This window comes from Mesorhizobium captivum, from assembly GCF_033977165.1.
In the GTDB taxonomy this organism is placed as follows: domain Bacteria; phylum Pseudomonadota; class Alphaproteobacteria; order Rhizobiales; family Rhizobiaceae; genus Mesorhizobium; species Mesorhizobium captivum.
The window spans coordinates 76194-88999 of record NZ_JAVIJB010000007.1 but is presented as its reverse complement, the minus strand read 5'-3'; the positions used below and the strand labels follow the sequence as shown (position 1 = coordinate 88999).

The following is a 12806-nucleotide window of genomic DNA, read 5'->3' as shown; positions in this document are numbered from 1 at the left end:
CCGGGGAGGACCTGCGATGAGGCGAGTCGTCGTCACGGGCCTTGGCCTGCTTTCACCGTTCGGCATGGGCTTCGAGCATAGCTGGAAGGAATTGCTGTCCGGCCGCAGCGCCGCCCGCCGCGTCACCGAATTCGAAGTGGACGACCTTGCCTGCAAGATCGCCCACATCGTTCCGCGCGGCGACGGCTCCAACGGCACCTTCAATCCCGAGGCCGTGCTCGAGCCGAAGGAGCTGCGCAAGATCGGCGATTTCATCCTCTACGGCATCGCGGCCGCCGACGAGGCGCTGGCCGATTCCGGCTGGAAGCCCGAGGCGCATGAGGACCAGTGCGCCACCGGCGTGCTGATCGGTTCCGGCATCGGCGGCATCGACGGCATCGCCGAGAACGCGATAATCCTGAAGGAGCGCGGTCCGCGCCGCATCAGCCCCTTCTTCATCCCCGGACAGATCATCAATCTGGTCTCCGGCCAGGTTTCCATCCGGCATGGGCTGAAAGGCCCGAACCATGCGGTCGTCACCGCCTGCTCGACCGGCGCGCACGCCATTGGCGATGCCGCGCGGCTGATCATATGGGGTGATGCCGACGTCATGGTGGCCGGCGGCGCCGAGGCGCCGATCACGCGGCTTTCCATGGCAGGTTTCGCGGCGTGCCGCGCGCTCTCCACCGAGCGCAACGATACGCCCGAGACAGCGTCGCGCCCCTATGACCGCGACCGCGACGGCTTCGTCATGGGCGAGGGCGCCGGTGTCGTCGTCCTGGAAGAGCTCGAGCACGCCAAGGCGCGCGGCGCCAAGATCTATGCCGAGGTCACCGGCTACGGCCTGACGGGCGACGCCTATCACATCACCGCTCCAGCCGAGGACGGCGACGGCGCGTTCCGCTGCATGACGGCCGCGCTGAACCGGGCCAAGCTCTCGCCCGCCGACGTCGACTACATCAACGCGCACGGCACCTCGACCATGGCCGACACGCTCGAGCTCGGCGCCGTCGAGCGGCTGGTCGGCAATGCCGCCTCCAAGATTTCGATGTCGTCGACCAAGTCCTCGATCGGCCATCTGCTCGGTGCCGCGGGCGCCGCGGAAGCGATCTTCTCGATCCTCGCAATCCGCGACAACATCGCCCCCGCCACCATCAACCTCGACAATCCGGAACGCGAGACGGCGATCGATCTCGTGCCGAACAAGCCGCGCCAGCGCCAGATCGATGTAGCGCTGTCGAACTCCTTCGGCTTCGGCGGCACCAACGCCTCGCTCGTCTTCCAACGTTACGATGGCTGAGCAGTCAGCCGGAGCAATCCCAGGAAAAGTACGCAGCGGATTTCCGCCCGGGATTGCTCACAAACAGATAGCTAGCCGGCAGGTCCGCCACCTGCCGTCATTTTTGCCAAATTTGCCCCTACGCTTCGGCTAGGGGATTCGTTGCAAGATCAGACGGTAGGGCGCCATGAACACAAATCCGGGCGGCGGCGGGGAATTCGGACAGCGTCAGACGCAAGGCCCGATCGTGCCCAAGACAGCGGCCGAGGCGCTTCGCCCCGAGGCCGGCACGCCGCCGCCGTCGAAACGCTCGCGCGCCTCGCGCAGCCAAGTCGTCGTGTTCCTGAATTTCTTCCTTTCGCTGGTCATCCTGGTCGTGCTCGCCGCTGGTGCTGCGCTCTATTTCGGCATGCAGGCTTTCGTTGAGCCGGGCCCGTCCGCCAATGGCGATACCTTCCTGGTCAAGCCGAACACCGGCGTGCAGGAGATCGCCGACCAACTGGAGCGTCGCGGCCTGGTCAGCGACGCGCGCGTCTTCAGGCTGGGCGTGCGCGCCACCGGCAACGACTCCGCGCTGAAGGCCGGCGAATACGCCATCAAGCCGCGCGCCTCGATGCGCGACATCATGGAACTGCTCAAGAGCGGCAAGTCGGTGATGTATTCGCTGACCATCCCCGAGGGACTGACGGTCGAGCAGGCCCTGCAGCGTGTGGCTGACCAGGAGGCGCTGACCGGCGACATGCCGGGGGCCATGCCGCCGGAAGGCAGCATCGCGACCGACACGCTGCGCTTCACCCGCGGCGCCACAAGGCAGCAGATGATCGACAAGCTGATCGCCGATCAGAAGAAGCTGGTCGATGACGTCTGGGAGCATCGCGCGCCCGACTTGCCGATCGCCAACATGGAGGACTTCGTCATCCTGGCCTCGATCGTCGAGAAGGAGACGGGCAGGGGCGACGAGCGCTCGCGCGTGGCCGCTGTCTTCCTCAACCGGCTGGCCAAGGGCATGCGGCTGCAGTCCGACCCGACCATCATCTACGGCCTGTTCGGCGGCAAGGGCAAACCGGCCGACCGGCCGATCTATCAGTCCGACATAGAGAAGCAGACGCCCTATAACACCTATCTGATCAAGGGCCTGCCGCCGACGCCGATCGCCAATCCCGGCCGCGCGGCGCTGGAGGCAGTGGCCAATCCGTCGAAGACCGACGACCTTTATTTCGTCGCCGACGGCAATGGCGGTCATGTCTTTGCCGCTACGCTGGAAGAGCACAACCAGAACGTCGCCCGCTATCGGGTGCTGCAGAAGAAGCAAGCTGATGCGGCCGCCAAGGCCCCTGGCCAGACGACGGCACCGGCCGCTCCCGATGGCGGCGACGGCGGCGAGAATGGCGACGCGGGCGGCGACGCGGCCCAGTAGGCGCCGGTTACCGGATCTGTCACGCCTCCTTTGACGCCGGGCCGTATTCATGTTTTGAGGGAATATCCGACGCCCGGTCGAAGGTCGGGCGTCTTGCAAGGGTGCGCATGTTCGGGCAATCGCGCCCGGACCTGCGACAGGGGGTGACGGCATCATGACCGTGCAGAGCATGACCGGTTTCGCGCGTGCCATTGCCGAGTGCAACGGCACGTCGGTCGCCTGGGAAGTGAAATCGGTCAACGGCAAGAGCGTGGAGGTGAGGCTGAGGCTGCCGCAAGGTTTCGACCGGCTGGAAACCGCTGTACGGCAGACCGTGCAGAAGCGCTTCGCGCGCGGCAATTTCCAGGCGACGCTGACCGTTGGCCGCGCCGCCGCGCAGCAGGTGCAGCCGGTGGTCAACGAGGCGTTCCTGAGGGACCTGGCGGGCCTGGCCAGGCGCTTGCAGGAACAGTTCGGCACCCAGCCCGCCACCGCCGACGGGCTGCTTGGGCTGCGCGGTGTGCTCGACATTCCGGAAGCTGTCGAGACCGAGGAGGAGCGGGCCGCTCTCGACGCCGCGATTCTGTCGGCGCTGGACCTGGCGCTTGCCGGGTTGGAGCAGGCGAGGCAGAGCGAGGGCGCCGCGCTGCGCACGTTGTTGTCGGGTCACATCGACACCATGGAGATGCTGACGCTGAAGGCCGAGGCCGACCCGTCGCGCGAGCCGGCGGCGATCCGCGAGCGTATGGCCGAGCAGGTCCGGCTGCTGATGGATGCGTCAGCCAATCTCGACGCGGTCCGCCTGCATCAGGAAGCAGCCTTCCTCGCCACCAAGGCCGACATCCGCGAGGAGATCGACCGGCTGAAGACGCATGTCGTTTCCGCGCGTGCGCTGCTTTCCGGCGGGGGCGCCGTGGGCCGCAAGCTCGATTTTCTGGCGCAGGAATTCAATCGCGAATCGAATACCTTGTGCTCCAAGTCGAACGCCGCCGCGGTCACCGCGATCGGGCTGGAGCTCAAGGCGGTGGTCGACCAGTTTCGCGAACAGGTTCAGAATCTGGAGTGACGGGGATGGTTGCCAAGGAACCGACGGCCGCCAGGGATCTGGGATCCCGCATCCGCCGCCGCGGGCTGATGCTGGTGCTGTCGTCGCCGTCGGGCGCCGGCAAGTCGACGATCGCGCGCAATCTTCTGGAAAGCGATTCGAGCCTGGAACTGTCGGTCTCCGTCACCACCAGGCCGCGCAGAGGCTCGGAGATCGAAGGCGTCCACTATCATTTCCGCACCATGCGCGAGTTCGAGTGGCTGCGCGATTCCGACGCGCTGCTGGAATGGGCCGAGGTGCACGGCAATTTCTATGCGACGCCGCGCGAGCCGGCGGAGATCGCGCTGGCCGAAGGCCGCGACATGCTGTTCGACATCGACTGGCAGGGCGCCCAGCAGCTCAAGGAGAAGATGCGCGCCGACATCGTCTCGATCTTCATCCTGCCGCCCTCGATGAAGGAATTGAAGGCGCGCCTGAAGCGCCGCGCCGAGGACCAGGAGCAGGTCATCGAGACCAGGCTGAAGAATGCCCGCGTCGAGATCGAGCACTGGAAGGAATACGACTTCGTCATCGTCAACGACGATCTCGACCGCGCCTTCGCCGAGGTCCGCGCCATCGTCACGGCGGAGCGGCTTCGGCGCGACAGGCGGCCGGGCCTGTTCGACTTCATTTCCGGGTTGTTGGACGAGAAGACGGAGTGAGGCGCGGCGCCCCTCCTTCTCCCCTTGTGGGAGAAGGCGGCCGAGCGAAGCTCGGTCGGATGAGGGGTGTTGGCAGGATCGCTACATTGGTGATGTAAGCGTCTAGAATCCTTCAATATTTGACGCCGAGTTTCTTCCAGATCCCCACATCCGTCTCGGCGCTGCGCGCCGATCCACCTTCTCCCACAAGGGGAGAAGGGAGAATGAGCTACACCGCGTTCGTCAGCCTCACGAATTCTTCCACGCTGAGCGTCTCGGCGCGGCGCGTCGGGTCGATGCCGGCGCGGGTGAGCAGGGCTTCACCGCCGAGGCTTTTCACGCTTTGCCTCAGCATCTTGCGGCGCTGGCCGAAGGCGGCTTCGGTGACGCGGCCGAGCCTCTTGCCGTCGGCGGGAAGGGGCGATGCGCGCGGCACCAGATGCACCACCGAGGAGGTCACCTTGGGCGGCGGCGTAAAAGCCTGCGGCGGCACGTCGAAGGCGATTTTTGCTTCCGCGCGCCAGCCGGCAAGCACGCCGAGCCGGCCATAGGCGTCGCTGCCCGGACTGGCGGTGATGCGCTCGGCCACCTCGCGCTGGAACATCAGCGTCATCGATTGATAGAAGGGCGGCCAGTCCGCCACCGTCAGCCAGCGGATCAGAAGCTCGGTGCCGATATTGTAAGGCAGGTTGGCAACGATCTTCACCGGCCCACCGTTCGCCGTGCCTGCAAGCGCGGCGAAATCCGTCTTCAGCGCGTCGCCGGGAATGACCTCGAGCCGGCCGGGATAGTGGCTGGACACCTCGGCCAGCGCCTCCAGGCAGCGCTCGTCGCGCTCGATGGCGATCACGCGCTTGGCGCCGTTGAAGAGCAGCGCCCGGGTCAGCCCCCCGGGGCCTGGGCCGACTTCGATCACCGTCGCTTCGGCGAGGTCCCCGGCAGCGCGCGCGATCTTGGTTGTCAGGTTGAGGTCGAGCAGAAAATTCTGGCCGAGCGCCTTCTTCGCCTGCAGGCCGTGGCGTTCGATCACCTCGCGCAGCGGCGGCAATCCGTCGATGGTCACGCGCGCCCCGCTCAAATCGAGTCTCATGCGGCCGCGGCATGGCGGCCGCTGTCGGCCAGCCGGCGCGCCAGCCTCAGCGCCGCGATCAGGCTGTCGGCGCGCGCAATCCCCTTGCCGGCAATGTCGAAGGCCGTGCCATGGTCCGGCGACGTGCGGATGAAGGGCAGGCCGAGCGTCACGTTGACCGCCTCGTCGAAAGCCAGCGTCTTGGCCGGGATCAGCGCCTGGTCGTGGTACATGCAAAGTGCAGCGTCATAGCCGGCGCGTGCCCGCGGGTGGAACATGGTGTCGGCAGGCAGCGGTCCGACCACATCGATGCCTTCGGCTTGAAGCGTCTCGACGGCCGGAAGGACGATAGAAAGGTCCTCCGAGCCCATCGCGCCGCCTTCGCCGGCATGCGGATTGAGCCCGGCAATGGCAAGCCGCGGCCGCGCGATGCCGAAGCGGCTTTTGAGGTCGGCGGCGGTGATGCGGGCGGTGGTGACGATCAGTTCCGTCGTCAGAACCTTCGGCACCTCGGCGAGCGCGATGTGGATGGTGACCGGAACGGTGCGCAGCTCGGGTCCGGCAAGCAGCATCACGGGGATCACCTCGGTGCCGGTGTGGCGTGACGCCAGATGCGCCAGGTATTCGGTGTGGCCGGGAAAGCGGAAGCCGGCGTCGTAAAGCGGCTTCTTGGCTATGGGGCAGGTGACCACAGCGGCGGCGTGACCGGCGAGGCAGTCGGCGACGGCGCGGTCGATCGCTTCGATGGTGCCCGCGGCATTGGCCGGATTAGGCTTTCCGGGGCTGTCCAAGTGGCGGGCGTAGAGCGGAACGATGGGCAGCGCGCGGGGAAAATGATGCGCCGCTTGCCCCGGCATGGTCTCCATGATCGCCACGGGAGCGCCGATTTCGCGCGCACGGGCCTCGATCAGGGCCGGATCGGCGAGCAGGTAGAAAGGCGGCACGCCGGCACTGTCGCCCGCCTGCCAGGCGGCGATGGCGATCTCGGGTCCGACGCCGGAGGGATCACCGACGCTGAGCGCCAGCAGGGCATCGGTCCTGCGCATGCTCATGGCGTCCTGCGGGGTGCCGCGCCTGCCTTGGCGCAGGGCGGGGGGCTCGAGCCTTGTTTTGTCATTCGCCGAAACGGCCTAGCGCTCGACGATGGTGGCCTTCTTGCGCAGTTCCTCGACATATTTTTTGCTGAGCTCGTCGGCGTCCTTGTCGTTGCTGCCGCCTTCGGCCTGGAACACCATCTGCGCGGCCTTGTCGTCGGAAACCTCGCGCGAGGAGCAGATGCCGATGAATTCGACGCCGCGTTCGGTCTCGCGCGTCGGCGTCGCGCCGCCGACCTTGGTCGCCTTGATCTGCTCGGCCCAGTCCGACGGCAATTGCGGCGCCAGCACGCGGCCGAGATCGCGCACCGTGACGTCGAGCAGCCCCTTGGCGAATTCGCGCGTGGTGGCGCAACCATTGAAGCGGGCGCGCATGGCATCGGCCTCGCGCTTGCGCTTGGCGAGCGTGGCAGAGCGCTCGGAAGCCGGCACCACGAAGATCACCTGCTGCAGCATATATTCCATGGCGGTCGGCTTGGAGCCGCCCTTGTCGAGCATGCGGCGGACCGCATCCTGCTCGGTCACCGAACCGCCCTCGCCGGAGCGGTAGCGCGCGCCAAGCGCCTGGTTCCATGCCATCTGCGCGCGGATGAATTCCTTGAAGTGCTCCTTGGTGACGCCCGATTGCGACATGACGGCGTCGAGCTTCGCCAGCGGCATCTTGTTGTTGGAGGCAAACCGCTGATAGGCGGCATCGACCTGCTGATCGGTGATGCGGATGCCGAGCCGCCTGGCCTCGGCGAGGCGCAGCGTCTGGTCGATCATCTCTTGCGCGGCATCGCCTTTCTTGCGCTGCAGCTTGAAGAATGCGGCGCGATGCGCGATGTCGCCGGTGGTGATCGGTATGTTGTTGACGACATATTTGATCTGGCTGGCGAACGCCGGCGGCGTCATCGCCGCGATCGAAATCGAGGTCGCCGCCACCAGCAGCGCGAATCCTGCCGAAAACAGGTATTTCCTCATCTCACCTTCCCAATTCTTACCCGCCCAATCTTACCCGCCATCACGGCGCCGCACGTCCTCCGAACGTATGCGCTATGTGGTCGACCCCATGCCCGTCCTATGCGGCGAAACAATGTCGCCGGCACATGTCCCCGAGAATCGGCCCCATTTTCGAAGCTTCGCGCGCCAAATCAAGGTCCACGCGATCATCTGCGCCCGAAGCGATGCGCAACGCCGCGGCCTGTGCCTGCCGCCGCTTACCGGTTCCCCCGCTTACTGGATCGTGTCCACGGCGCTGGTCGACGTGCCGAAATCGCCGAGGGTGCGGAACGACAGGTTGAAGCCGATATTCTGCGACACCTCCTTGGTGACCGTGTCGCGCGTCTGCGAGAACGTCATCACATAGGTGAAGCAGGAGTCGTTGTAGGCGAAGCCGACGCCGTCCTTGACAAGGACGCTTGTCTCCAGATCGTAGGTGCCGGTGCCGAAGACCCGCCAGCTCTCGGCCAGATGCGTCGAGGCGCCGAGCGTCACCTCGTGGCGGTCCGTGGCGAAGCCGTAGAGCGGCTGCGCCTGGATGAAGGCATATTTGGCGCTGAGCGAAACCGGCAGGCCGGAATAGGCGGCCTTGACCTCCGCGCGCCTCACCTCGAAGGTCTGCTCGTCGAAACGGCCGCTGAGCGAGCCGGAGAAGCCGCTCGGGCTGTTGAAGCCGACAAGGCCGACATAGTCGGATTTCGCGGTCTGCAGTCCCGAATAGGCGCCGACATTGACGAGGTCCGGCGCGTCGAACGAGTTCTCGCCGCCCAGCTGATAGGATTGGCCGAAGATGGCGTTGGTGCCCCAGCCATTTTCATAGGCGCCCGAATAGCGGAAGCCGACATTGGCGCGCGTGCCGCCTTCGATGCGATCGTAGCCGGAGAACTTGTCGCGCTCGAACAGCGTGGTGGCGTCGAAGACGAAGCTCTGCGCGTCCTCGTTCGGAATGGCCAGACCCCCGACATATTGCTCGTTCGGGCGCACGAAGATCTGTGCCGTCGGCTCCAGGACATGGCTGGAGTTCGACATCGAGAACAGGAGCGGCCAGCGCATCTCCAGGCCCAGCGTGGCCATGTAGCGGGCGAGCGACGAGCGCATGTCGACGTCCTCGCCGAGATTCGTCGCCATCTGGTTGACCGCGGCCAGCGATTCGGATGTGGTCGACACGTAGCCGGCATCGCCACGGAAGGCGAGCAACGGCGTCAGCTGTAGTCCGCCATCGGTGGTGAAGGTGCGCTTCCATTCGGCCTCCGCCGACAGCCGGCTGGACTGGCCTTCCAGCCCGCGCACATTGTTGATGGAGTTTTCATCGGTTTGATCAGCCAGGACAGCGTCCAGCCGGTCACGGCTGATGACGCGCGCATTGACGTTGAGCGACAGTTGGCCGCCGGCTACCGACATGTCGGGGATATAGGCGTAGTCGAATGACGGCAGGACCCAGGGCTGCTTGGCAGCGCGCGCCGTCGGATCGCTGGAGAGGGTGTCTTCCTGCACCTCGAAGCGCATGGCCCTGACGTCGAAATAATTGCGGTCGCTCAGGCCCGTCAGATAAATCGACGACTGGTGGACGAGGCCGTTGTAGCCGTCGATGTTATAGGTGCGCGAGAAATTCTTGTCGGTCTGGAGCAGCACGTCCCAGCCGAAGTTCCAGCGCTCGTTGATGGCGAACTGGCCCTTGGTGCCCATCATGCCGCGGAACTTGTTGGGATCGTTGAAATCTCCCGAATCGACAGTATGACGATTGCCCGTGCCTATGAACGCGTCGGGATCCTGCTGCTGGATGCCGGCGATCTTCAGGCTGTATTCGCCATTGTTGAAGCGCTGGCGCCATTCGGCCTCGCCGAGGAAGCCCTGCTTGGTATAGCCGGTTCCGGTGGCGGTGAGGTCGTAGGTCGGCGAGAGCGCGAAATAATAGGGGACTTTGACGCCGACGCCGAGATGGGTGTTGTAGACGATGCCCGGGATCAGGAAGCCGCTCTTGCGCTTGACCGTCGGGTCGGCGATCTCGAAGGCCGGCAGATAGGCGAGCGGAAAGCCGAAGAACTCGAAATTCGCGTTCTCGAAGCGAACCGTCTTCTTCTCGCCGTTCCAGATGATCTTGCGCGCCTTGACGCGCCATGTCGGCGCCGAATCGGGCTTGTCCTCGCAAGGCTCGCAGGCGGTGTAGACGCCGTTGTGGAACGTCGTCAGCACGCCGCCCATACGTTCGGCGCTCTCGGAAGCGAAATAGGCATCGTTGACCGTCTGGACGCGCAAGGCGTTGACGAAGCCGTCGGCGAAGTCGTCGGTGATGTCGATATGGTCGGTGTTGATTTTGGTGCCGTCGCTGTTGATCAGCTCGACGGCGCCGCTGGCGACAAGTCGCTTGGTGTCGCGGTTGTACTCCACGCGCTGGGCGACGAGCTTGTTGCCGCCATAGTCGATCTGCACGCTGCCGACGGCGGTCACGGTGTGGTTGTCGTTGTTATAGACCAGCGTATCGGCGGCCAGCAGCATCTGCGTGCCGGAGGGAACGGGATTCGCCGTGATAGTCTGCGCCAGCGCCGGCACCGTCGGTACCACGCAGGCGGACAGACATGCCAAGGCTGTCGCCCCATAAAGGCGTGCCAAACCGGCCTGCCTATGGCTGCGCAAACCAGCATCCCTCACTAGCCGTCTTCCTTGTATAGCAGAAATGTCACCCCAAAGAACATAGCCACGACAACCGGAACCCATGCAGCCACCATTGTAGGCACGAATCCGGCGACCCCGAATGCCTTGACCAGTACCGAAACGACATAAAGCAGAAAGCCGGCCAGGACGCCACCCAGAATCATCGTCGCCGACTGCCCCATTCGCGCAAATCTCATTGAAACCGTTGCCGCAATCAGCGTCATGGCGACGAGGAGGAACGGCAGCGCCACCAGCGAATCAAACTGCATGGCGAAGGCATTTGCCTTGAGCCCGAAGGAGCGGGCAACCTCGATCTTGCTGGGCAGCTCGTAGAACGGGATGGTTTCCGGGCGCGCCAGGCGCTCCTGCACGAATTCCGGCTTGAGATTGGTCGGCACGCGGTCGGAAGCCTCGGGACGGATATTGCCGTCCTTGAACAGCTTGACGTCCTGCAATTCCCAGTAGCCGTCGCGCAGGAAGGCGCGCGCGGCATCCTTGCGCTCGACGATGTTGCCCTGCTGGTCGAGGACGAAGAACACCGCGTCGGCCATCTCCAGGCCCTGGTTGAGGATGGCGCGGGCGCCGATGATGGTGTCACCGGAGCTGGTCTTTTGCCTCAGCCACGGCGTCGTGTCCTGCGGGACGGCGTTCGACTTGCCGGCCCGCAGCTGGTTTTCCATCTGCTCGGACCATGAAAAGCCATGCGCGGCGATCGGATTGAGCACCCCGACCGACAGCCCGCCGAACATCAGCGCCCCGACGCAGCACGGGAACAGGAACTGCCAGGCCGAAACGCCGGCCGAGCGCGCGATGACCAACTCGTAGCGGCGGTTGAGCGACACCAGCGTCGCCATCGCCGAGAACAGCCCGACGAAAGGCACCGTCTGCAGCATGATCATCGGCATCCTCAGCGCCGAAATGGCGAAGGCGGTGCCGTAGGTGAAGCCCGGCAGCCCGGTCGTGCGGCCCGAAAGCTCGGTGAAATCGATCAGGAACACCAGCGCCAGCAGGCCGAGAAAGAACCAGACGGTGATCGTCACATAGCGAAAGAAGAAATAGCGGCCCAGCGTCCAGCCCATCGTCAGGCTCCCTGGCCGGAGGTGCCGCGCCGGGCGAACCACAGCCTGAGCGCGGTCCAGCCCTCACTGGCGCGGCCGGCGAGATTCGTCATCCAGTCGGCCCAGGCGGACGGCAATTCCATGCTTCGCGAGGAGACGATGAACCAGACGGAGATTGCCGATGCCACGATCGGCACGGCATAGACCATATAGGCGTAGTACCAGACCTTGTCGGCCTTGCCCGCGGCGAAGAAACCCAGCCAGCGCACGAAAAGGGCGATGGCGATCGCCGTGATCAGCGGATGGATGCGCGCCTCGCGGTGCGAGCGTGCGTCGACGGCCACGGCGAGCGCGATCAGCGCGAACACCAGCGAATAGGACCACTCGGAGAAACGCTGGTCGAGCTCGGCCGTGTAGCTGCCGGGTTGGCGCTGGAACATCCTGTCGTTGGGATCCGGATTGAGCAGATATTGCGTCGTCCGGTCCTTGGGCAGCAGCGTGATTTCGTTCGCCGCCGACATGAAGGCCGACAGGTCGAAGGCGTAGGAGGTGAAGCGGATGACGGAGAGGTCGCCAGTCACCGATTTGCGGTTGATGACGCCGTCATTCATCATCAGCACCTTCTCGTCGCCTTTTTCGACGATGCTGCCGGTCTTGGCGTAGTAGGTGAGGTTGGCGCCTTCCTCGCGCGAATCGGCGACGAAGATGCCGCCGAGCTTGTTGTCTGGGAGCCGTTCGCCGATCTGCAGGAACAAGCCGTCGTCGATCTTGCGGAACGTGCCTTCCTGGATGATCAGTGACAAGAGGTCGGCGCGCGAGGCTGCCACCAGCTGGCGGTTCTTCTGCCTGGCATAGGGGTCGACGCCGTTGTCGACGGCGAAGGAAAAGACGCTTGCCGCCAGCGCCAACAGGAGGATCGGCCGCGCGATCGTCCAGCGCGAGGCGCCGGCCGCGTTGATCACCGCCAGTTCCGAATCCGTATTCATGGCGCTTAGCGTCTGCGCCACCGCGACCACCAACGCGAACGGCACCACGATCGGAATGATCGAAGGGATGATCAGGGCCGCGACTTCGAAGAAGGTCAGTGCCGACTGGCCGCTGTCGGTGACGAGGTCGATCTTGGCGAGCACCTGAGTCGTCCACACGATCGCCAGCGTCCAGACCAGCGCCGCCAGGAACATCGCAGCGGTGCGACGCATGATGTAGCGTTCAACGACCTTCATGAAGGCTTTTCTCGATTGTGCCGAACGGCATCATGCCCGCCGACAAGGTAGTCATCCGGTGACGCCCGCACAACCGGGTCCATAGGCGGCTCATCTGGTTTGTCGCTCCCACGCCACGCGCCCCGGCGCGGCGGAGTGTCCGCGTCAATGGATAAGAAATGCAAAACATTGATGGTTAACAATAGGTTGCGGTAGGAAGCTTACCTCTTGCCGCGACGAATCCTTCGTTGGTTTCGACGCCGATATAGACAGTGATTTCGGCCAAAGTCTTGCCAAATGCCCGAAAACGACCAAATGTCGCGCACGCTTGAAAGCCGGTTCGCGGCGCCTCACCCCGAAAGCAGGATCTG

10 protein-coding genes are annotated in these 12806 nt (G+C 64.8%); 4 read left to right on the top strand and 6 right to left on the bottom strand.

Annotation, left to right across the window (positions count from 1 at the left end; translation table 11 throughout):
• The first annotated feature begins 16 nt into the window (after positions 1 to 16).
• The 4 genes from fabF to gmk all read left to right on the top strand — a co-directional run bounded on the left by fabF (position 17) and on the right by gmk (position 4400).
• A complete protein-coding gene (fabF, locus tag RFM40_RS08725) occupies positions 17 to 1279 on the top strand; it encodes a beta-ketoacyl-ACP synthase II (protein WP_320228361.1) in 1263 nt (420 codons plus the stop codon).
• A gap of 166 nt (positions 1280 to 1445) precedes the next feature.
• Positions 1446 to 2675, top strand: a complete 1230-nt coding sequence (mltG, locus tag RFM40_RS08720) for an endolytic transglycosylase MltG (RefSeq protein ID WP_320228362.1) — start codon at positions 1446 to 1448, stop codon at positions 2673 to 2675.
• A gap of 154 nt (positions 2676 to 2829) precedes the next feature.
• Complete coding sequence (locus RFM40_RS08715) at positions 2830 to 3720, top strand: YicC/YloC family endoribonuclease (RefSeq protein WP_320277399.1); 891 nt, start codon at positions 2830 to 2832, stop codon at positions 3718 to 3720.
• Positions 3721 to 3725: 5 nt separating this feature from the next.
• Positions 3726 to 4400 carry a guanylate kinase gene (gene gmk, locus RFM40_RS08710; protein WP_320228364.1) on the top strand — a complete coding sequence of 225 codons (675 nt, stop codon included), beginning with the start codon at positions 3726 to 3728 and terminating at the stop codon, positions 4398 to 4400.
• A 208-nt stretch (positions 4401 to 4608) separates the two neighbouring features.
• On the opposite strand, the gene rsmA is transcribed toward gmk, so the two are convergent.
• The 6 genes from rsmA to lptF all read right to left on the bottom strand — a co-directional run bounded on the left by rsmA (position 4609) and on the right by lptF (position 12456).
• Positions 4609 to 5442 (bottom strand): 16S rRNA (adenine(1518)-N(6)/adenine(1519)-N(6))-dimethyltransferase RsmA, encoded by an 834-nt coding sequence (rsmA, locus tag RFM40_RS08705; protein WP_320228872.1) that lies wholly within the window; start codon positions 5440 to 5442, stop codon positions 4609 to 4611.
• Between the two features lie 23 nt (positions 5443 to 5465).
• Positions 5466 to 6494 carry a 4-hydroxythreonine-4-phosphate dehydrogenase PdxA gene (gene pdxA, locus RFM40_RS08700; RefSeq protein ID WP_320228873.1) on the bottom strand — a complete coding sequence of 343 codons (1029 nt, stop codon included), beginning with the start codon at positions 6492 to 6494 and terminating at the stop codon, positions 5466 to 5468.
• Between the two features lie 84 nt (positions 6495 to 6578).
• Positions 6579 to 7505, bottom strand: a complete 927-nt coding sequence (locus RFM40_RS08695) for a peptidylprolyl isomerase (protein ID WP_320228787.1) — start codon at positions 7503 to 7505, stop codon at positions 6579 to 6581.
• 252 nt (positions 7506 to 7757) lie between these two features.
• The gene (locus tag RFM40_RS08690) at positions 7758 to 10172 is read right to left on the bottom strand and encodes an LPS-assembly protein LptD (RefSeq protein WP_320277398.1); all 2415 of its coding nucleotides are present in this window, start codon (positions 10170 to 10172) and stop codon (positions 7758 to 7760) included.
• Positions 10172 to 11254 carry an LPS export ABC transporter permease LptG gene (gene lptG, locus RFM40_RS08685; RefSeq protein WP_320228789.1) on the bottom strand — a complete coding sequence of 361 codons (1083 nt, stop codon included), beginning with the start codon at positions 11252 to 11254 and terminating at the stop codon, positions 10172 to 10174. Before lptG ends, RFM40_RS08690 begins: the two co-directional genes overlap by 1 nt.
• A gap of 2 nt (positions 11255 to 11256) precedes the next feature.
• Positions 11257 to 12456 carry an LPS export ABC transporter permease LptF gene (gene lptF / locus RFM40_RS08680; protein ID WP_320228790.1) on the bottom strand — a complete coding sequence of 400 codons (1200 nt, stop codon included), beginning with the start codon at positions 12454 to 12456 and terminating at the stop codon, positions 11257 to 11259.
• Between the last annotated feature and the right edge of the window lie 350 nt (positions 12457 to 12806).

Bases quoted from the DNA above. Each gene is read 5' to 3' on its own strand.
- RFM40_RS08715 (WP_320277399.1), top strand. From the start codon at position 2,830: ATGACCGTGCAGAGCATGACCGGTTTCGCGCGTGCCATTGCCGAGTGC.
- lptG (WP_320228789.1), bottom strand. From the start codon at position 11,254: ATGGGCTGGACGCTGGGCCGCTATTTCTTCTTTCGCTATGTGACGATC.
- gmk (WP_320228364.1), top strand. From the start codon at position 3,726: ATGGTTGCCAAGGAACCGACGGCCGCCAGGGATCTGGGATCCCGCATC.
- mltG (WP_320228362.1), top strand. From the start codon at position 1,446: ATGAACACAAATCCGGGCGGCGGCGGGGAATTCGGACAGCGTCAGACG.
- RFM40_RS08695 (WP_320228787.1), bottom strand. From the start codon at position 7,505: ATGAGGAAATACCTGTTTTCGGCAGGATTCGCGCTGCTGGTGGCGGCG.
- pdxA (WP_320228873.1), bottom strand. From the start codon at position 6,494: ATGCGCAGGACCGATGCCCTGCTGGCGCTCAGCGTCGGTGATCCCTCC.
- lptF (WP_320228790.1), bottom strand. From the start codon at position 12,456: ATGAAGGTCGTTGAACGCTACATCATGCGTCGCACCGCTGCGATGTTC.
- fabF (WP_320228361.1), top strand. From the start codon at position 17: ATGAGGCGAGTCGTCGTCACGGGCCTTGGCCTGCTTTCACCGTTCGGC.